Raw genomic sequence first — 19,630 nt, 5'->3', positions numbered from 1 at the left:
GGGGCGTATCTATAACGCCCCCTTTATGATTTCTAATCCAGGACCTTCTGACGTTTTAAAGCCTTTACCCTGCGTTCGGCCTTTTCATAAAGTCCTTCGTGGTAACCGACAATGATAATAAGGCATAATTGCTTATTTTCCTTAACTGTGTATACAGCCCGGCAGACGCCACCGGGTAGCGAAAACTCGAAGGAGCGAAGGCCCCGTAATATACCTTTTAGAGTGTGACCTTTATAAGGATTATCTTCCAGAGCCAATAGCTCCCGCACTACTCGTTCGCGGTAAGGCACCAGATCCTCCAGATCATCTTCAACTGCCCGCGTAATGTGTATAGCAAATCTATTTGACATCAGCCAGCCCGTGCTCTCTGGCATATTCCCTTAAATCTTTTGTTCTCCCGGCCAGATATTCCTTTTCAGCATATTGCCATAGGGTTGCCAGGGGATCTTCTGCAACTCGGGAAAGGCGCACAACATTACCCTCGGGTTCATACTTTAGAAAAACGTTATCACCGGGTTTTATTCCCAAGGCAATTCTTATGTTATCGGGCAACGTTACCCGGCCTTTACTATCTACCCGTACAGCCATCTGGCTCTGCTTAGTCATACATTATTGCCTCCTTATTTCCCTTGGATAAGTTCACCATGAATATTCTAAACTATTTACCTGAACCCGATCAAGACCTATTCACGCCCATTTTCCGACTTCAGCTTGCGCCACAGGGTGGTGCGGCTGATGCCCAACCGGCGGGCGGCCTCGGCCTTGTTGCCCCCTGTTTCGGCCAGGATGCGTTTGATGAGGCCGCGTTCCAGGGTGCTTACCTGGCCGGCGAGGGCCTCCGGGTTTTCCCTGGCGTTTCCCCGGGTGTTTCCCCCGGCGTTTTCTCCCCCTATCCGGTTTGACGTACCCTGTTGGAAAGTTGCCTCGAGCGTCGTCTTGCCGGCGTTTTCTCCCCCCATCCGGTCAGGCCCGGTCCCCCATCCCTGCCCGCCGTTAACGGCCATTACCCCGCCGGGATCAAGATAATTTTCACCCTGCGGGCCATTTCCCCGGCCGCCGTTACCGGGTGTCCCGGCGGCAGGCGGGGCAAGCAGTTCCAGCCCCAGGACCAGGGCTACCTCGGCGGCGCTAATCTCCGGGGCATGGCAGCGTAAAGAAAGGCGTTCCATACAGTTGCGCAATTCACGGATATTGCCCGGCCAGCCGTACTGGAGGAGGAGAGCCGCAGCCGCGGCCGTCAACCGCCCTGCCGGCCGCTGGAGCTGGCGGCAGAATTCCCCCAGGAAGTATTCTGCCAGGAGGAGGATATCAGCCCCCCGCTGCCGCAGGGGGGGTACTTCCAGGTTCAGGACATTGATGCGGTAGTACAGGTCTTCCCGGAAAGCCTGCTCCTTGACCATTCGTGGCAGGTCGCGGTGGGTGGCGGCGATGACCCGCACGTTGACGGGGATAATGCGGTCGTCACCCAGGCGCATAATCTCCCCTTCTTCCAGGACCCTCAATACCCGGGCTTGGAGGCGGGGCGACATCTCGCCAATTTCGTCGAGAAAAATCGTCCCCTCATGGGCGAGTTCAAAGAGACCGGGTTTACCCCCTTTGCGCGCCCCGGTGAAGGCGCCTTCGGCGTAACCGAAAAGCTCGCTCTCCAGGAGGTTCTCCGGCAGGGCGGCACAGTTGATGGCCACGAAGGGTCCCTGCTGCCGGGGCCCGGCCTGGTGGATGGCGTGGGCGAACATCTCCTTGCCCGAGCCTGTTTCACCGTGGATCAGGATGGTGGAATGAACGGCGGCATATTCCCGGGCCAGCTGCACTGCTTCTTTTAAAGCCGGGCTTTCTCCCAGGATATCGGCAAAGGTATACCGGGCCACCAGGCCGCGCCCGGCCAGGCGGCGCCGTACCTTGTGTTCCAGGTGCTGCAGGCTGGCGATATTCTGGAAGGTGGTCACCACCCCCACCGGGCGGCCGTCGACGACGATGGGCACCCGGTTGGCCACCACCCGGGTGTTGCCGATATCCAGGAGTTCGCCCAGTTCCGGTTTCCCGGTGCCCAGCAGGATGTGGCACTGGGCTGCCGGGATCACCTCCGTCACCGGCCGGCCGATGGCGTCCGCTGCCTTCCAGCCGGAGAATTTTTCGGCCACCGGGTTGAAGACGGTAATGCGGCCTTCCTCGTCCAGGGCGATAATGCCGTCGTACGCGAAGTCCAGGATAGCCTTCAACTGCTCGGACCGGCGCTTCTCCTGGTGGCGGACCTGGAGGACCCGCTGGGCTTCCTTTAAAGCCTGGTAGACGGTCTCTTTGCCGGAGGTGATGATGACGCTGTTGAGGCCGAAGTTGCGCGCCTCCCGGGCCATGGCGATTTTGCCGATGACCACCTCGGCCCCGGCTTCCTTCAGGGCCAGGATGCCGTTGCGGATATCCTCGTTTTGATCCTTAAGGGTATATTTCAGGAAGCTCTCCCCCAGGATGGTCTCCAGGCTTTCCAGTCCCTGGATGACATCAGGAACGTCGGCAATGCCGATGGGCCCGCCGAATTGCTTGGCCTGGTAATAGGCCCGCAGGATGTCGTAGCCGCCGATGGGCACATCAACCACCGGGAGGTCCACGGCCTGCTGGATGAGCCAGGCAGTCACACCGCGGCTGACGATCACCTGGCAACCGTTTCTAGCCACGTCGCGGGCCAGTTTGGCCCCTTCTTCCACCCGGGCCACATGAATGGCCACGACCAGCCCCAGTTCATGGCTTACCTGGCGGGCGATGTGGGCCAGGTCCTCGTAAGGGGCGATAAAGGCGATTTCCGGCAAGACACAAGCCTCCCTCATTTCTTCCCTCGTGGTGGCGGCTGGCCCCCTGGGAGGGGCTCCGTTGCGAAAGAGAAACGCACAGGGGCCTAATAGTGTTACAATTCGTCATCAAAGGGAATTTTCCTGCCTGCTTTTTGGGGTGTCGAATTATTTGATCGGCTTGTTAGGGCGGCCTGATGGGCTAAACCGGCGATCAGTTGGGTGTGTTAGCGGGATTTATGAAAATTATAGTTAGCCCAACGCCGTCGTTAAGTTAGGTTAACTCTATGTAACGTTACAAATGGGTTTAATAGTAACGTAAGCGAAACATAATTTCGTCCTGTTAGCTCCCTCTCCGGGGGCTTTATTTTTTTCTGAAACCTGTCCGGCGGGGAAAAGAGCCATTCTGAGGAATCTTTGACTCTATAGCCTATTTCCCTGGCACGGAACTTGCATAATATTAAGTAATCGGGACATAATTTAATTTATTTGCCGGATCGAGCCCTTCATGAGGGCTAGTATCTACCAGCGAACGCGAGAAATGAGAGGTGGGCTAAAAACAGAAACTGGCGCAGCCAGTTTCTATGAGCATCTCATTGCGAAGGGGGGCCAGGAAATGGCAGTTAAAGAACTACCGGTGGTACCATCGGCCCGGCCGGGGACCATGGCCGCCGCTGCGGCTATGGGCAGTATCCGCGAGGAACGACCGGTTGTTGATTTTCAAAAATGCAACCTTTGTCGCGAGTGCCTGCTGTATTGCCCGGACGCGGCACTGGCGGTAGTCGATGGGGAGGTCAGAGTCGATCTAAATTTCTGCAAAGGGTGCGGCGTCTGCGCCGTCGAGTGCCCCGTCCGGGCTATTACCATGGTGCCGGAGTATGCCGGCGACCGTGGCCTGGTGTGAGAAATGGGAAGTGACCATTGCCATCGAAAGCAGGAAAATTCCAGCTGGCATTTATCGGTAACGGCTGTTCGGCGAGCGGGAAGAGGCTAAAGGTAATGCCGCGGTAAGAACTGGAGATGCCAGCCTGCCATGAGGAGTGAAGAATAGTGCGCCAGTTGTTGAACGGCAATGAAGCCGCCGCCTATGCCGCCCGCCTGGCCCGGGTGGAGGTCCTGGCCTCCTACCCCATTACCCCGGCGGCACCGGCCATGGAAAAGATCACCCGGTTTATAGCGGAAGGCAACCTCAAGGCCAGGTTTATCCGGGTGGAATCCGATCACAGCGCCCTGGCGGCCTGCCTGGGTGCGGCCATGGCCGGGGCGCGTCCCTTTCTGATTACCAATTCCCAGGGACTGGCCTATATGAGCGAAGTCCTTTACCATACTTCCGGCCTGCGCCAGCCGGTGGTCATGGCCGTGGTCAACCGTGCCCTGGCGGCGCCCCACAGCCGCTTCCCGGAACACGGGGACGCGGTGGCCCAGGAGGCCGCAGGCTGGGTGCAGCTTTTCTGCGAGAACAACCAGGAGGTCCTGGACAGCATCCTCCAGGCCTTCCGCCTGGGGGAAGACGAGGGGGTACGCCTGCCGGTGATGGTGCATTACGAGGGCTATATCCAGTCCCATACCCGGGAGGTGGTGGACCTGCCGGAACCGGAGGTGATGGACTCCTTCCTGCCCCTGGTACGGCGCCCGGTCCTGGACGTGGAGAACCCCCTGGCGGTAAACACTGTTACCGGCCCCGGGTTTTATACGGAGTATAAATATAACCAGGACGCCGCCCTGCAGGGGGCCGGCCGGGTCCTGGAGGAAGTAAGCAGGGCCTATGCCGGCCTGACGGGCCGGGACTGGGGCGGTCCGGTCACGGGGTATCGCCTGGAGGATGCCGAGGTTGTTCTGGTAGCCATGGGTTCCCTGGTCAGCACGGCGCGGGAAGCAGTTGATGCCCTGCGGGAACAGGGCTGCAAGGCCGGGTTGCTGAAGATCCGCCTCTTCCGGCCCTTCCCGGCTGCAGCCGTAGTGGCTAACCTCCGGGGAGCAAAGGCCGTCGTTGCCCTAGATAAGAATATTGTCTATGGCGTGGGCGGCGCCCTGGCCCGGGAGCTGCGGGCTACCCTCTACGGTCAAGCTGCGGTCCCCGTTTATAGCTACATCCTGGGCCTGGGGGGCCGGGACGTGGGTGTAGAAGACCTGACCCGTATTTACCGGCAGGTACGTGAGCAGATGGGAGCTGGGACACCCCCGGTGCCCTATCAATGGTACGGCCTGTAAGGCCGGAGGTGAGAAGAAGATGGAACTGATTAATAGTTTGGCTGAAGTACCGGAAACCGAGCTTTTTACCGGCGGTCACGGCGGCTGCCGCGGCTGCGGCGCCGCTCTGGCGGCGCGCCAGGCCATGAAGGCCCTGGGCCCGCGGACCATCATTACCATCCCGGCCTCCTGCATGGCCACCATCGGCGGTTCGGGTTTAACTACCGCCTGGGAAATACCCTTTTACCACTCCCTCTTTGAATGCGCGCCGGCCGTCGCTTCCGGTATCCGGGCCGCCCTGGACATCCAGGGGATTAAAGACGTCAACGTAGTCTCCTGGGCCGGGGATGCCGGGACGGCGGACATCGGCTTCCAGTCCCTCACCGGGGCCACCGAGCGCCAGGAGAACATCATCCACGTCTGTTACGATAATGAAACCTATATGAATACCGGCGGGCAGGCCGGCAGCGTTACCCCCTACCTGGCGACCACCCCCGACACCCCGGCGGGCAAACCCACACCGCGCAAGGATATGCTGGCCATTATGGCCGCCCACCACCCGATCTACCTGGCCACAGCCTCTGTGGCCTATCCCCTGGACCTGATCCAGAAGTTCCAGCGGGCTATGGGTATCCAGGGTTTTCGTTATATCCACATCCTGGCCCCCTGTTTTAAGGGCTGGGGCATCCGGGAGGACCAGACGGTGCAGCTGGCGCGGCTGGCCGTAGAGTGCGGCCTGTGGCAGCTCTATGAAGAGGTTAATGGCCGGCGCCGGCTGACGGTCATCCCGGAACACCGGGTACTGGTGCGGGATTATTTACGGCTCCAGAAACGCTTTGCGACCATGGACGAGGCGGCTATAGCGGCCCTCCAGGTCGCAGTCGACCGTTCCTGGCAGGGGGTGCAGTCATGAGGGAGATCCGTTTCCACGGCCGTTACGGCCAGCCGGTGGCGGCCCTGGCCAACAAGGTAGCCGCAGCAGCCCTGACCCGAGGTAAATATGCTCAAGTTTTTGAAAGCTTTGCCGCCTACCGACCGGGGGCGCCCCTGGAGGTTACGGTGCGGGTTGATAATGAATTTATTCGCCGGCGTTCGGCCAATGCCAGCAGCCCGGATGTGGTGGTAGTCATGGACAACAGCCTGCTACCGGTGACGGATGTGACCCGGGGTCTGAAGGCGGGCGGGACCATCGTTGCCGCCGGTATTGACCGGGCGGCCCTGGGGGAGAGGGGCCGGGGTTTTCAATTCGTCGCCACCGTAACGGACGGCGACCGGCAGCAGAACCTTCTGCAGGCCTTGGAGGAGCTCCTTTAGGGTCACCCGGGGTGGTGCAAGGGGCGGGCGGGTACAGGCGGAAGGCGACTTGGTTCGAGGCTTCAGATACTTCCACGCAGCCGCGGCGAAGCGGCGGTGAGCGTGATGGGGATCGTACGTGAGTAGAACCCTATTTTCGGGAGAGCAGGTGGCTTGATGAATTTTTTCTATAGAACCCTGGCGGCAGCCGCCAGCCGCGGGGAGGTAGTGCCGGGGGAAGAGATAACGATTAACGTTGACCTCATCCTGGCCCACGACGGCAGCGCCAGCAAGATCCTGGCCGCCTGGCCGGATGGCGGGAAGGTCTGGGAACCGGGCCGGGTGGTCATTACCCTGGACCACGCTCTGCCGGCGCCGGCGGTAGCCAGCCGCCAGCTCCACCGGGAACTGCTGGAATTCGCCCGCCGACAGGGTATAGGGCTCTTCTACCGCGGTGAAGGCGTCCTGCACCAGGTGGTGGCGGAACGTTTTACCCCCCGGCCGGGGACGATTATCGCCGGCGCCGACGGCCATGTGGCTACGGCCGGGGCTTTGGGGGCGCTAGCCTTCTCCCTGGCACCAGAGGAGCTGGTCCCGGTACTCCTTAGCGGGAAACTCTCTTTGAAGGTACCAGGGGTGGTAGTCGTCAACCTGGAGGGCGCCCTGGGCCCGGCGGTTACTCCCCGGGATCTGGGCCTAGCCCTGCTGAGCCGGCTGGGTAATGGACCCCTCAAGGGCAAGGCTCTCCTCCTCCAGGGGGAGGGCGTCTGGCGGCTTTCTCTCGCCGGCAGGATGAGCGTCTGCAACCTGATTGGGGAGATGGGCGGCGTCACCGGCCTGGTAGTCCCGCCGGGAGAAACCCCGGCGCCGGCCGCTTTCTCTATCGATCTGGCCACCCTGGAGCCCCTGGTGGCCTGCCCGCCGGCCCCCACCAATGTTCACCCCGTCCGCGAGGTGGCCGGTATCCCCCTGACCCAGGTCTTGGTGGGGGGCTGCGGCAGCGGCCGCCTGGAGGATATGGAAGCCCTGGTTGCGGGCCTGGCCGGGCGGCCGGTCCACCCGGAGGTGAACCTGTTGGTGGTACCGGCTTCCCGGGCCGTCCTGGACGGCATGGAGGAACGCGGCCTGGGCTGGGCACTGCGGGAGCAGGGGGCTATTATCCTGCCCCCCGGCTGTGGCCCCTGCCCGGGCCAGCACGCCGGCCTCCTGGCGCCCGGTGACCGCGCCCTGGCGGCCACGGTCCGCAATACCCCCGGCCGCATGGGTGCCGCCGCAGCGGAGATCTACCTGGCCTCGCCCCTTACAGCCGGCCGGGCGGCCGCCGCCGGGGCTGTAGTTGCAGGTTGAGGGCCGGTAGTAAATGGTAAAAAAGCAAAGGAGGTGGTGGCGGGAATTTAGCTAATTTAATATATCATCCGGAGAAGGCGGTCGATTTTGAAAGCGGGTACGAAATAGGGGAAAAGTAGTGAATTGCAACGCCATGCCGCTGGCGCGGCACCAGCGAAGGATGAAAATGGTGAAGACCCTTATTTTCAGGATGGGGAATATGGCTATAAAAAGGAGGGGTTTTAAATGGAGGGTCTTGTTCCGGTAATATCCCTGATCGCCATGATCATTGCCATTATCATCAGTGTTACCACCTCATTGAATATTGGCACCCTGGCCATGGGCTTATCCCTGGTCGTCGGCTATTATATCGGTGGAGAGAAGATTGACGCCATCCTTAAAGGCTATCCCACCAGCCTGTTTATCATGCTGGCCGGGGTTACTTATCTCTTCGCCATTGCCCAGGTCAACGGCACCCTGGAGAAGATCACTAAATACGCCGTTAAAGCCGTCCGCGGTAATGTCGCCCTGCTGCCCATTGTATTTTTCTTCGTCGCCTTCGGGCTCTCGGCCATGGGGCCCGGCCAGATTACCATATCCGCCCTGATGGCGGCACCGGCCATGCTCCTGGCGGAAGAAGTCGGCATCTCACCCCTCTTGATGGCCCTGGTAGTCGGTAACAGCGCCCAGGCCGGGGCCATGTCGCCTATAGCGCCGCCAGGGATCATTACCGCCGGTTTAACCCAGAAAATGGGTTTGACAGGGGTCAGCGGTGTTCTCTGGCTGAATATGTTTATCGGCCACGCGGCGGTAGCCATCATCGCCTATCTCCTCTTTGGCGGTCTTAAACTCTTGCGGGCCCAGGATTCCGGCCAGCGCCAGACCCTGGCCAACCTCCAGGTGGAATCCTTTACCCAATCCCAGATTATTACCCTGATCGGCGTCGCCGTTTTGATTATCGGCGCCCTCTTCTTTAAGCTGGATATCGGCTTCGGCGCCTTTCTGATCGGCGCTATCTTGTCCCTGCTCAAGGTCGTTGATGAAGGCAAGGCCATCAAGGCCATGCCCTGGGGGACCATTGTCATGGTCACCGGCGTTACGGTCCTGGTGCAGCTTATGAGTAAAGTCGGCGGCATGGATCTTTTTGCCTCGATCATCGCTAAATTCTCTACGCCCCTGACGGTGACCCTAGTCGCCGGCTTCATAGCAGGCTTGATTTCCGCCTACGCTAGTACCACCGGTGTCATTCTACCGGCTTTTATCCCCCTGGCACCGGTCCTGCTGCAGAAACTGGGCAGTACGGACTTGATGCCCCTCCTTTCGGCGATTGTTGTCTGCGGCTTCCTGACGGACCTGAGCCCCCTGTCGACCACCGGCGCCGTTTTCCTGGCCAACGCCGGTGAGAAAACCGATAAGACGAAGCTCTTCCGGGATATGCTTATCTGGGGCCTGTCCATGTCCGTCGTTGGTGCCGTCATCAGCTGGCTGGCCTTCAGCATCCTGCGGTTGCCTTGAAGCTCCCTGCCGCAGCTGCTGGCATCCTGACCGTTTATAATCTACCGTTAACTGCCCACCTACCACAGGTGGGCGGTTTTTCTTTCACCTTCAGGATGGTGGCTGGATTTGCCTGTGCAAAGCAATTGCTTCTCCGGGGTCGGGGGGCGTATAATAAAAAATATTGTTTTACCCAGGGCCTTTTTAACGGCCGGGGAACCGTTAAATTGGGCCCCATCAGGTTTCATTCATGGGGGAAGGGTTTGTCATGAAGGCTAAAGATATCTATCTGTTAGTTCTAGTAACTTTCATCTGGGGGCTCTCTTATCCGGCTATGAAAATCGGTACCAATTATTTACCTCCCCTCGCCTTCGGTGCCTGGCGCTTTTTCCTGGGCGCCCTCTGTCTTTATCCTCTGGCAGTCAAACGTCAGGGCCGGTTCTGGCATGAACGCCAGGATTTTTGGCCCTTGCTGCTCCTGGGTTTCTTGCAGACGACTATTATGGGCGGTGCCCTTCATTTCGGTATCAGCCTGGTAAAAAGCGGTATAACTTCGGTAGTGTTGTATAGTTATCCGTTTTTCTTTACTTTCCTGGCTTGCTTACTTTTAAAGGAAAGCCTGGCCTGGAAGCAGGCGGCCGGGCTGTTTATGGGTTTTGCTGGCCTTATCCTGGTGGTTGACCCCTGGCAGGTACATCTGGCCAGGGCCGAGTTTCTGGGTATCGGGGTTCTCCTGGGAGGTGCCATAGTCTGGGGGTTGGCTACTGTCTACCTAAAAGCCGCCTTTAAAAAACACGACAAATTGGCGGTTACTACTTACCAGATGCTATACGGTTCTGTGGCGTTGTTGCTTATATCTGCGCTGGCTGAGCACGGCTTGCACTTTTCCTGGACCCTGCCGAGTTTAGGAACGATATTTTACCTCGCTATCCTCACCTCGGCCCTGGGCTTTGCCATCCTCCTGACCATCCAGGCGCGCTACCCGGCTAGCCAGACCAGTGTCTACCTCTTCCTGGTACCAGTTTTCGGCGTTCTCTCCAGCACCCTGCTCCTGGGGGAGAGACTGACCCTGAACCTGATCCTGGGCCTGGCCCTTGTGGCGGCGGGGATAATCACCGTTAACCTGGGCGCGTCGGCACGGGATAAGGCGGGGTTCGCCTCTTCGGGTAAATAAATAGACATTTTCTCAGTCCGCTTATAGGGTGACAATATCATTGTCCGGTGACATCACGTAATCTTTTTCTTGACGCCCCTTCACCGGTCTGGTAAAATTATAATGTTGTTCTGAGGAATCCCGGTGAAGGGGCTATTTTTTTGCCCGGATGCCGGGGGAGGAGGGGAAAAGATGGCGCCAAAATATGATGTGGTCATCGTCGGCGCCGGCCCGGCGGGGATTTTTACGGCCCTCGAACTGGTGCGGCAGCGCAGCGGCCTCAAGGTGCTGATCCTGGAAAAGGGGCATGGTTTGCAACGCCGGTTGTGCCCGTCCCAGGAGACGCGTTCCAGCTGCCTGCACTGCAACCCCTGCTCGGTGGTATCCGGCTGGGGGGGAGCCGGGGCCTTCAGTGACGGCAAGCTGACCCTGTCGCCGGAGGTGGGCGGCTGGCTCAGTGAGTATGTACCCCAGCGTGATGTTACCGCCCTAATAGAATACGTTGATCAAGTCTACCTCCACTTCGGAGCGCCGGATAAGGTTTACGGCAGCCCCGATGATGAGAGAATTGTCGATATCCAGCGCCAGGCCGTCCTGGCGGACCTAAAATTGATACCGGCACCCATCCGCCACCTGGGTACCGGCCGCACCCAGGAGATCCTTCAGGCCATGAAGGACTACCTGGAGGAACGCGGGGTCGAGGTGCGGACCGATACGGCGGTGGAAGAGATCCTGGTGGCGGGCAACCGCGTCGCCGGGGTGGTTACCCGTAAGGGTGAGGAGATTAACGCCCGCTATGTCGTCTTGGCCCCGGGCCGGGAAGGCTCCGACTGGCTGCGCCGGGTAGCCGGTAAACTGGGACTGAAGCTGGCTGTCAACCCGGTGGATATCGGTGTCCGGGTGGAAGTACCGGCGGCAGTCATGGATCACCTGACCAGGGTGATCTACGAATCCAAGTTTATCTTTTACTCCCGGAAATTTGACGACCGGGTGCGGACCTTCTGCATGAATCCCTACGGGGAAGTAGTGCTGGAGAACAACGAGGGTTTGGTGACGGTCAACGGCCATTCCTATGCCGAAAAAAGGACGGATAACACCAACTTCGCCCTGCTGGTGAGCAAGACCTTCACCGAACCCTTTAAAGAGCCCATAGCCTACGGCCGTTATGTAGCCCAGCTGGCCAACCTCCTGGGCGGTGGCGTCCTGGTTCAGCGCCTGGGGGATCTCCTCTCCGGCCGCCGGACCACGGCCGACCGCCTGGAGAAGGGCCTGGTCACGCCGACCCTGACGGAGGCGACGCCTGGGGACCTCTCCCTCGTCTTCCCCTACCGGCACCTGACGGCTATTATTGAAATGCTCCAGGCCATGGATAAGATTGCGCCCGGGATCAACTCCCGCCATACCCTCCTGTACGGGGTAGAGGTCAAATTCTACTCTTCCCGGTTAAATTTAAACCGGGAACTGGAGACGAATATCCCCGGGCTTTTTGCCGCCGGCGACGGTGCCGGGGTTACCCGGGGCCTGGCCCAGGCTTCGGCCGCCGGGGTTATTACCGCCCGGGCGATTATGGCCGCCGCTGCCGCCGGGGAATAAGGGTACAATAGTAAAGCAGGCGCTATCATAGCGGGAAGAACGGGTCCTGCCCGGCGGTCCTTCCGGGTGGGCTTGCAACTGGTAGTCCAGGTGACGGGGAAGCACGCTCAGGACAAACTCAAGGACGGCTATACTTCTGACAACGCGACAAAAGGGAGGATAGCCCCCGGGGTGCGGGTTTCCCCGCGGCTCGAAGAATAAACAAGTAATACTACAAAAAGGTGGTGTCTGATATGGCAGCGGTAGTACTGGTAGGCGCCCAATGGGGCGATGAAGGTAAAGGCAAAATCACCGATTACCTGGCGGAGAGGGCTGACGTGGTCGTTCGTTACCAGGGAGGCAGCAATGCCGGCCACACGGTAATGGTCGGCCGGGAAGAATTCAAGCTCCACCTGGTGCCTTCGGGCATCCTTTACCCCGGTAAACTCTGCGTGATCGCCAACGGCGTAGTCCTGGACCCCCAGGTGCTGGTCCAGGAGTTGGACGGCCTGGCGGGCCGGGGGGTGGATACCACGGGCCTGCGGATCAGCGACCGGGCGCACCTGATCTTGCCCTATCACCGGGGCCTGGATGCCGCCCAGGAGGAACACCGCGGCCAGGCCATGATCGGCACCACCAAACGGGGTATCGGCCCGGCCTATGTTGATAAGACGGCCCGAACGGGTATCCGGGTGGGTGATCTCCTGGACTGGGAGGAATTCGAGAAAAAACTCGCCCATAACGTGGTGGTTGCCAACGAACTCCTGGCCAAAATCTATAACCAGCCGGGTTATGACCTCCGGGCCATCCTGGAGGAGTATGCCGGTTACACTGAACGCCTGCGGCCTTTAATTGCCGACGGCGTCCGGCTGGTAAACCGGGCCCTGCAGGAGGGACGCAAGGTCCTCTTTGAGGGCGCCCAGGGAACCCTGCTGGACCTGGACCAGGGCACTTATCCTTTCGTCACCTCTTCCTATCCCATAGCCGGCGGCGCCTGTGTCGGCGCCGGCGTCGGCCCGACCCGGATCGACAAGGTAATAGGCGTGGTCAAGGCTTATACCACTCGGGTGGGTTCCGGCCCCTTCCCGACGGAGATTACCGGGCCAGCCGGGGATGCCCTGCGCCAGCAGGGGATGGAATTCGGCACCACCACCGGCCGGCCACGCCGCTGCGGCTGGCTGGATACGGTCATCTTGCGCCACGCCGCCGAGGTCAACGGGTTGACGGGGATTGCCCTGACCAAGCTGGATGTCCTGACCGGCCTGGAGCCATTAAAAATCGGTACCGCTTATCGCTACCGGGGGGAGATCAGCCAGGATTTTCCAGCCAGCCTGAAGGCCCTGCAGGAATGCGAGCCGGTCTACGAGGAACTGCCCGGCTGGCAGGAGGATATCACCGGCGCCGGCTCCATAGAGGACCTGCCGGTCAACTGCCGCAACTACATCCGGCGCCTGGAGGAACTGGTGGGTGTACCGGTCCACCTCATTGCCGTTGGCCCGCGCCGGGACCAGACCATTGTCTTGAAGGATGCTTTTTAGCCCAGCGGCGATTTAAGCGGTGCGGCGTGAAATAAATAGATTATGTTTCCGGCGGGCGATCTTATTTGGACCTGCCGGCCGGATAAAGTTTTCTGGCCCCCTGCGGGGGCTTTTTTATGTCTACACTACCTCCACGTTACGCTCCCCTCCCTTTCACCGCCGCCTCCCTGCGGCTTCGGGGAAGTATCGGACGCCTCAAACCAGGTTGCCCTCCACATGTACCTATCACCTCCTTGCCCAAGCCCGTAATTGTACAGTTCATTGGTAGGGGCGTCACCTCCACGAAGGGCTCCGCAATTGATTTCCTGGAAAATAATTATTGAATTGCCGTAAAAAAATGCTATAATAGAACCATCAGGTGGTCAGGCCAGACAAAATTGACAGACCATTGTGAGCCTTAGGATATTGTGATAACGAGTACAATTAGAGGCAGCGGCAATGCAGGTTGCGTATGATCGGGACCGGGGAGAAGATGCCTGGTTTGCACCTTAGACACTTGCGGAGGGAGAGGATGGCTTTGGCGGCACAGGGGGAGTTTCTCAAAAAACTGGAGGGTATCCTGGGCCGGGAACGACTGATCACGGAGAAAGAGGATCGCTGGTGCTATGCCTTTGACGCTGCGGCGGCCCAGGCCAAGCACCTGCCCCTGGCGGTAGCCTTGCCCCAAACCACAGAGGAGGTAGCCGCTATTATACGCCTGGCTACTGAGTACCGGGTGCCGGTTTATCCCCGGGGGGCGGGCACGAATCTGAGCGGCGGGGTTATTCCCCGGGAGGACGGCCTGGTCCTCTCCTTTGCTGAGATGAACAAAATCCTGGAGCTGGATATTGAAAACCTGACGGCTACTGTCCAGCCCGGCGTGGTCATCCAGGACCTCAACGACGCCGTTGCCCCCCACGGGCTGATTTACCCGCCGGACCCCGGCAGTGTGACTACGGCCACCATGGGCGGCAGCGTGGCCGAATCCTCCGGCGGCCTGCGGGGCCTCAAATACGGCGTCACCAAGGACTATGTCATGGGCCTGGAGATCGTCCTGGCCGACGGTACCATCTTTCACTGCGGCGGCAAGACGGTTAAAAACGTCAGCGGCTATGACCTGGTAAAGCTTTTTTGCGGCAGCGAAGGGACCCTGGGGATCATGACCGCCATCACCGTTCGCTTGATTCCGGCGCCGGAAGCGCGGCGGAGCATGCTGGCTATCTTTGATCGTATGGAAGGGGCCGCCCGGACCATCACCGGGATTATTGCCAACAAGGTTATTCCTGCTACCATGGAGATCATGGACAAAGTCACCATCCGCACGGTGGAGGCCTACTGCCACGCCGGTTTGCCCCAGGAGGCGGCAGCCGTCCTCTTGCTGGAGGTTGACGGCATCCCGGAGGTAGTCGCCAAAGAGGCGGCCATTGTTGAACGGGTCTGCCGGGAAAACGGCGGCCAGGTCCAGGTTGCCCAGGACGATGCCGAAAGGGAAAACCTGTGGACCGCCCGCCGGGCCGCCCTGCCGGCCTGCGCCCGCTTGCGTCCTACCACCGTCCTGGAGGACGCCACCGTGCCCCGCAGCCAGATTCCGGCTATGCTTTCGGCTCTGGAGAAGATTGCGCAAAAGTACAACGTGACCATCGCTACTTACGGCCACGCCGGCGACGGTAACCTGCACCCGACCATCACCTGCGACGAGCGGGATAAGGAAGAGATGGCGCGGGTCCACGGCGCCGTTGACGAGATCTTCCATACCGCCATTGAGCTGGGTGGCACCTTAAGCGGCGAACACGGCATCGGCGTGACCAAGGAGAAGTATATGGAACTGGAATTTGGCGCCAGTGGTCTGGACGTCATGCGTCGGCTGAAAAAGGCCCTGGACCCCCTGGGCTTACTCAACCCGGGTAAACTGGTGGGTCCGGTTGCCGCCGGCCAGGGCGCGCCAGCGGCCGTGAGGGAGTGATAGGGTGTGAGCTATTTTGACGACCTGACCCTGGTCGAAGAGGAAATGGCCAAATGCATGAAGTGCGGCAACTGCCAGGCGGTTTGCCCCCTCTATAAAGAGACCCTGCGGGAGGCGGCGGTGGCCCGGGGCAAGGTCCAGCTGGCCTACGCCTACCTCCATGGTGAGATCCCGGCCAGCCATTCCCTGGCGGAAAAGCTCCTCTTTTGCCTCACATGCATGGCCTGTGTGGCCAACTGCCCCAGCGGCGTCCGGGTGGACCAGGTGGTCCTGGCGGCCCGGGCGGCTATGGTCCGGGGAAAAGGCCTGCCCTGGCTGAAGAAGGTCATCTTTCAGGGTTTAAAGCGGCCCTGGCTTTTTGATACGGCTTTGAGGACTAGTCGCAACTTCCAGTCCCTGGCCCTACGTTACCGGCCGGAAATCCAGCGCTGTCACCCCCGTTTTCCCATTGGCCTGGAATTGCGGCGGGTCCTGCCGCCCCTGGCCAAAAGAACCCTGAAAGAAGAGTTCCCCGAGGTAATCCGCCCGGCGCAACCCCGGGCCAGGGCAGCTTTTTTCACCGGCTGCCTGGAGAACTATATCTACACCGACATCGGCCGGGCCGTGGTCAAGGTCCTGCTGGCCAATAACATTGAGGTCATCATCCCCCGGGAACAGCACTGCTGCGGTATTCCCACCCTGGTCCACGGCGATGTGGCTACAGCTAAGGAGATGGCGGCTTCCAACCTGCAGATCTTCCAGGGCTATAAATTTGACTACCTGGTGACGGCCTGCGCCACCGGCGGCGAGGCCTGGAAGGAGTTTTATCCCCAACTCCTGGATAAGGACCTCCAGGGCGCGGCGGCCCGGGAGATGGCCGGCAGGGCCAGGGACATCAACGAGCTCCTGGTAGAGATTGATTACCGCCGGCCCGCGGGCAGCCTGCCATTGCAGGTGACCTACCATGACCCCTGCCACCTGGTACGAGGCCAGGGCATCAGCCGGCAGCCGCGGCAAATACTGCGCTCTATCCCTGGCGTGGAGCTGGTAGAGATGAAGAATGCCGACCGCTGCTGCGGCAGCGCCGGCTCCTTCAGCCTGACTAATTATGATATGTCCATGCAGGTCCAGGCCCACAAAGTGGCGGCCATTAAAGCCGCCGGCGCGGGCACGGTGGTCACCAGCTGCCCGGCCTGCCGTATGCAGCTGGAAGACGGCCTGGCCCAGGCCGGCCTGCCGCCCCGGGTCCTCCATGTCGTCCAGGTCCTGGAGCAGGCCTACGCCGGGGAAGAGGCGGGAAGTGGGAGGTTGGAGGTGGGATAAAGAATTTCATACTGGGCTTAACAAAGACGCTTCCTGCCAGATGCCCCTGGTTGCCAGGCGAAACTAGTAAGGAGGGAAACGGCGGCAGTGCCATTTCAGGACAGATGCCCCTGCCGCCAGGCGGCACCAGCAGAGGATGAAAATGCCAGGGCACTTTTATAAGTCAGTCTCTACAAGTTTTTTACCTCTCACTTCTCACTTCTATTGCGGGGAGGGCTTATTTTGAGCCGTAACGAACTAATCGCTTCCTTTACCAGCCAGGCGGAAGCCATGGGCGCACAGGTAATCCCCGTAGCCGGGCCGGGTGATATCGGTCCTAAATTGATAGAGATCCTGCGTCCCGTGGGACTAAAGGTGGCCCTGGTGAATTCTTCCCTGGTGCAAACCGGGGGGGTGGCAGCGGCCCTGGCCGGTGCCGGTTTCAATATCGAGAAAGACGGCGCGGAGTTTGCCCGCCAGGCCGACAGCGGCATTGTTGAGTTTGATTACGCCATCGCCGAGACGGGGACCCTGGCCATGGACGCCACCGACCTGAAAGCCCGCCTGGCAGCCATGCTGCCTTTGACCTGTGTGGCTTTATTGCCGGCAGAACGGCTGCGGGCTAACCTGACCGAGGTAATCGACGCCTACCTGGCCCGGGGGTCCTGGCCGGGTTACTTTACCCTGGTGACCGGCCCTAGCCGGACCGCCGACATCGAGCGCAGCCTGACCATCGGCGTCCACGGGCCGGAAAGGCTTTTGATTATCCTGGTGGGTAACGGGGGTGGTAAGAGTGGCTACTAAAGAGTTTAAGCAGCGCCTGCACCGGGCCCTGAATAACGCCAGCCTGCGCGGCGCCCTGGATCGCTTCGCTGATTCCTACGTCGTCTCCCGGGAAGAGGTCTTTGCCGGCCGGGATTTCGAGGCCTTAAGGCAGAAGATCGCCGCCATCAAAGGGGATGCCGCCGGGCGCTACGAGGAACTGGCCGACCAGTTCACCCGGGCCGTAGCGGCCCGCGGCGGCAAGGTATATCGGGCAAAAGACGCTGCGGCCGCCCGGGAATACATCTGCCAGGTAGCTAAGGAACACGGCGTTACCGAAATCGTCAAGTCCAAATCCTTCGCCTCGGAAGAAATCCACCTTAATGAGTACCTCCAGGAGCGGGGGCTCAACCCCCACGAGACCGACCTGGCGGAGTGGATCCTCCAGCTCATGCCCGGGGAAAGGCCCTCCCATATGGTCATGCCGGCTATCCACCTGCCCAAGGAGGAGGTAGCCCGGGTCTTCAGCCATTACCTAAATGAACCGGTGGAGCCGGACATTAAAAACATGGTCCGTATCGCCCGCCGGGAACTGCGCAAGAAATTCCTGACCGCCGGTATGGGCATCAGCGGCGCCAACATCGCCGTGGCTGAGACGGGCACTATTGTCATCTGCACCAACGAGGGCAACGCCCGCCTGACCACGACGGTACCGCCGGTCCACGTGGCCATTGTCGGCTATGAGAAGTTGGTGCCGCACTTGAAGGACATCGTCCCCATCCTGGAGGCCCTGCCCCGGAGCGGCACGGCCCAGCCCATTACCAGCTACGTGACCATGATCACCGGCCCGGTGCCGGCCCGGCAGGGTGACGGCGAGGGGATCAAGGAACTCCACATCGTCCTGCTGGACAACGGCCGCACCCGCATGGCCGCCGATCCGGTGTTCAAGGAGGCTTTGCAGTGCATCCGCTGTGCCTCCTGCACCAACGTCTGCCCGGTCTTCCAGCTGGTCAGCGGCCAGGTCTACGGCTATGTTTACAGTGGCGGCATCGGCAGCATCCTGACGGCTTTCTTCAATTCGCTGGAAGATGCTGCCGACCCCCAGAGCCTGTGCATCGGCTGCCGCCGCTGCGCCGAGGTCTGCCCGGCTAAGATTGACATCCCCGATCTGGTATTGCAGCTCCGGGAGCGGGTCGTGCAGCAGCAGGGCCTTTCCAGCGGCTACCGCATCGCCCTTCACGGGGTGGTGGCCAAACCGAAACTCATGCATACCCTGCTGCGGGCGGCGTCCCGCCTCCAGGGACCGGTGACCCACGGGCAGCCCCTCATTCGCCACCTGCCCCTCTTTTTCAGCAACTTGACTGCCGGGCGCAGCCTGCCGGCCATTGCTAAGGAACCTCTGCGCGACCGGGTGAAACGCCTGGAGCAGCCGGTTGCTAAACCGCGCCTGAAGGCCGCTTTCTATAGCGGCTGCGTTATTGACTTCGTCTACCCGGAGATCGGGGAGAGTGTCTTCCAGGTCATGGGGCGCCAGGGGGTCCAGGTCGTCTTCCCCCGGGGGCAAGCCTGCTGCGGCGCCCCGGCCACTTACGCCGGCGACCGGGAGACGGCCATTAAACTGGCGCGGCAGAATATCGCCGCCCTGGAAGAGGCCCGGGCCGACGTAGTGGTCACCGCCTGCCCCACCTGCGCCGTGGCCCTGAAGAAGGACTTTCCCGAACTCCTGGCCGGCAACCCGGAGTGGGACGAGCGGGCCCGGGCCCTGGCCGCCAGGGTCAAGGACTTCACTGAGCTGGTCCATGAGCTAACCGGCGGGCAAGAGGGGACTTCCCGATCGCCGAACGTTGACGTTAAACAGGAGCAGGCGGCCGGCAGCCAGGCCGTTAAAGTCACCTACCACGACTCCTGCCACTTTAAACGGCATTTAGGTCTGGACCAGGTGGCCCGCCAGGTTTTACAAGGCCAGCCAGGGTTGGAACTGGTGGAGATGAAGGAAAGCGATCGCTGCTGCGGCTTCGGCGGCTCCTACAGCATCAAGTACCCGGAGATCAGCCGGCCGATCCTGGAACGTAAGGTTAAAAACATTAAGGAGAGCGGCGCGGATATAGTGGCCGTAGACTGCCCCGGCTGCGTCCTGCAACTCCGCGGCGGCCTGGACCAGGCAGGCAGCTCGATACGGGTGAAGCATACGGCGGAGATTTTAGCCAGCAGAGAGGATTTTAGGCCGGACAAGGGGAATTAAGCCCGTTAAAAAACCACATTACCGCCGGTATAACGGGTCCGGCACTCAAGCGGG

17 protein-coding genes are annotated in these 19,630 nt (G+C 60.5%); 14 read left to right on the top strand and 3 right to left on the bottom strand.

From position 1 onward, the window contains the following. Positions 1-32: 32 nt before the first annotated feature. From SDD30_RS07355 to SDD30_RS07345, 3 genes are all read right to left on the bottom strand, one after another. Positions 33-350 carry a type II toxin-antitoxin system RelE/ParE family toxin gene (locus SDD30_RS07355; protein WP_434074275.1) on the bottom strand — a complete coding sequence of 106 codons (318 nt, stop codon included), beginning with the start codon at positions 348-350 and terminating at the stop codon, positions 33-35. Further along, positions 340-606, bottom strand: coding sequence for an AbrB/MazE/SpoVT family DNA-binding domain-containing protein (locus SDD30_RS07350; RefSeq protein ID WP_434074274.1), 267 nt, complete (start codon positions 604-606; stop codon positions 340-342). Before SDD30_RS07350 ends, SDD30_RS07355 begins: the two co-directional genes overlap by 11 nt. Positions 607-683: 77 nt before the next feature. Beyond that, on the bottom strand, positions 684-2,804 hold the full coding sequence (locus SDD30_RS07345) for a sigma 54-interacting transcriptional regulator (protein WP_434074273.1): 2,121 nt from the start codon (positions 2,802-2,804) through the stop codon (positions 684-686). A 595-nt stretch (positions 2,805-3,399) separates the two neighbouring features. On the opposite strand from SDD30_RS07345, the gene SDD30_RS07340 reads away from it, so the two are divergent. The 14 genes from SDD30_RS07340 to ldhH all read left to right on the top strand — a co-directional run bounded on the left by SDD30_RS07340 (position 3,400) and on the right by ldhH (position 19,576). Beyond that, positions 3,400-3,687 carry a 4Fe-4S binding protein gene (locus SDD30_RS07340; RefSeq protein ID WP_434074272.1) on the top strand — a complete coding sequence of 96 codons (288 nt, stop codon included), beginning with the start codon at positions 3,400-3,402 and terminating at the stop codon, positions 3,685-3,687. Positions 3,688-3,833: 146 nt separating this feature from the next. Then, on the top strand, positions 3,834-4,994 hold the full coding sequence (locus SDD30_RS07335) for a transketolase C-terminal domain-containing protein (protein WP_434074271.1): 1,161 nt from the start codon (positions 3,834-3,836) through the stop codon (positions 4,992-4,994). 19 nt (positions 4,995-5,013) lie between these two features. Next, on the top strand, positions 5,014-5,886 hold the full coding sequence (locus tag SDD30_RS07330; protein WP_434074270.1) for a thiamine pyrophosphate-dependent enzyme: 873 nt from the start codon (positions 5,014-5,016) through the stop codon (positions 5,884-5,886). Next, positions 5,883-6,287, top strand: a complete 405-nt coding sequence (locus SDD30_RS07325; protein ID WP_434074269.1) for a 2-oxoacid:acceptor oxidoreductase family protein — start codon at positions 5,883-5,885, stop codon at positions 6,285-6,287. The genes SDD30_RS07330 and SDD30_RS07325 overlap by 4 nt, the downstream gene beginning before the upstream one ends. A gap of 156 nt (positions 6,288-6,443) precedes the next feature. After that, entirely contained in the window at positions 6,444-7,613 is a 1,170-nt protein-coding gene (locus SDD30_RS07320) for an aconitase family protein (protein ID WP_434074268.1), read from the top strand. Between the two features lie 225 nt (positions 7,614-7,838). Continuing rightward, positions 7,839-9,107, top strand: coding sequence for an SLC13 family permease (locus tag SDD30_RS07315; RefSeq protein WP_434074267.1), 1,269 nt, complete (start codon positions 7,839-7,841; stop codon positions 9,105-9,107). A gap of 247 nt (positions 9,108-9,354) precedes the next feature. Then, positions 9,355-10,260: a DMT family transporter gene (locus SDD30_RS07310; RefSeq protein ID WP_434074266.1), complete on the top strand. Its 906-nt coding sequence runs from the start codon at positions 9,355-9,357 to the stop codon at positions 10,258-10,260. A gap of 171 nt (positions 10,261-10,431) precedes the next feature. Further along, positions 10,432-11,832: an NAD(P)/FAD-dependent oxidoreductase gene (locus SDD30_RS07305; RefSeq protein ID WP_434074265.1), complete on the top strand. Its 1,401-nt coding sequence runs from the start codon at positions 10,432-10,434 to the stop codon at positions 11,830-11,832. Between the two features lie 66 nt (positions 11,833-11,898). Beyond that, positions 11,899-12,033 (top strand): hypothetical protein, encoded by a 135-nt coding sequence (locus SDD30_RS07300; protein WP_434074264.1) that lies wholly within the window; start codon positions 11,899-11,901, stop codon positions 12,031-12,033. 32 nt (positions 12,034-12,065) lie between these two features. After that, a complete protein-coding gene (locus SDD30_RS07295; RefSeq protein WP_434074263.1) occupies positions 12,066-13,349 on the top strand; it encodes an adenylosuccinate synthase in 1,284 nt (427 codons plus the stop codon). A gap of 511 nt (positions 13,350-13,860) precedes the next feature. Then, positions 13,861-15,291 carry an FAD-binding oxidoreductase gene (locus SDD30_RS07290; RefSeq protein WP_434074262.1) on the top strand — a complete coding sequence of 477 codons (1,431 nt, stop codon included), beginning with the start codon at positions 13,861-13,863 and terminating at the stop codon, positions 15,289-15,291. A gap of 6 nt (positions 15,292-15,297) precedes the next feature. Beyond that, a complete protein-coding gene (locus SDD30_RS07285; RefSeq protein WP_434074261.1) occupies positions 15,298-16,593 on the top strand; it encodes a (Fe-S)-binding protein in 1,296 nt (431 codons plus the stop codon). A gap of 222 nt (positions 16,594-16,815) precedes the next feature. Continuing rightward, a complete protein-coding gene (locus SDD30_RS07280) occupies positions 16,816-17,376 on the top strand; it encodes a LutC/YkgG family protein (RefSeq protein ID WP_434074260.1) in 561 nt (186 codons plus the stop codon). Further along, positions 17,366-19,576, top strand: a complete 2,211-nt coding sequence (ldhH, locus tag SDD30_RS07275; RefSeq protein ID WP_434074259.1) for an L-lactate dehydrogenase (quinone) large subunit LdhH — start codon at positions 17,366-17,368, stop codon at positions 19,574-19,576. The genes SDD30_RS07280 and ldhH overlap by 11 nt, the downstream gene beginning before the upstream one ends. Positions 19,577-19,630: the final 54 nt, after the last annotated feature.

This window comes from Moorella naiadis (nom. illeg.) (genome assembly GCF_051020825.1).
In the GTDB taxonomy this organism is placed as follows: domain Bacteria; phylum Bacillota; class DSM-521; order Neomoorellales; family Neomoorellaceae; genus Neomoorella; species Neomoorella naiadis.
Note: the sequence above shows the minus strand (reverse complement) of the source record. Positions and strands in the feature narration are given on the sequence as shown.

Bases quoted from the DNA above. Each gene is read 5' to 3' on its own strand.
- SDD30_RS07355 (WP_434074275.1), bottom strand. From the start codon at position 350: ATGTCAAATAGATTTGCTATACACATTACGCGGGCAGTTGAAGATGAT.
- SDD30_RS07350 (WP_434074274.1), bottom strand. From the start codon at position 606: ATGACTAAGCAGAGCCAGATGGCTGTACGGGTAGATAGTAAAGGCCGG.
- SDD30_RS07340 (WP_434074272.1), top strand. From the start codon at position 3,400: ATGGCAGTTAAAGAACTACCGGTGGTACCATCGGCCCGGCCGGGGACC.
- SDD30_RS07330 (WP_434074270.1), top strand. From the start codon at position 5,014: ATGGAACTGATTAATAGTTTGGCTGAAGTACCGGAAACCGAGCTTTTT.
- SDD30_RS07325 (WP_434074269.1), top strand. From the start codon at position 5,883: ATGAGGGAGATCCGTTTCCACGGCCGTTACGGCCAGCCGGTGGCGGCC.
- SDD30_RS07320 (WP_434074268.1), top strand. From the start codon at position 6,444: ATGAATTTTTTCTATAGAACCCTGGCGGCAGCCGCCAGCCGCGGGGAG.
- SDD30_RS07315 (WP_434074267.1), top strand. From the start codon at position 7,839: ATGGAGGGTCTTGTTCCGGTAATATCCCTGATCGCCATGATCATTGCC.
- SDD30_RS07310 (WP_434074266.1), top strand. From the start codon at position 9,355: ATGAAGGCTAAAGATATCTATCTGTTAGTTCTAGTAACTTTCATCTGG.
- SDD30_RS07305 (WP_434074265.1), top strand. From the start codon at position 10,432: ATGGCGCCAAAATATGATGTGGTCATCGTCGGCGCCGGCCCGGCGGGG.
- SDD30_RS07295 (WP_434074263.1), top strand. From the start codon at position 12,066: ATGGCAGCGGTAGTACTGGTAGGCGCCCAATGGGGCGATGAAGGTAAA.
- SDD30_RS07290 (WP_434074262.1), top strand. From the start codon at position 13,861: ATGGCTTTGGCGGCACAGGGGGAGTTTCTCAAAAAACTGGAGGGTATC.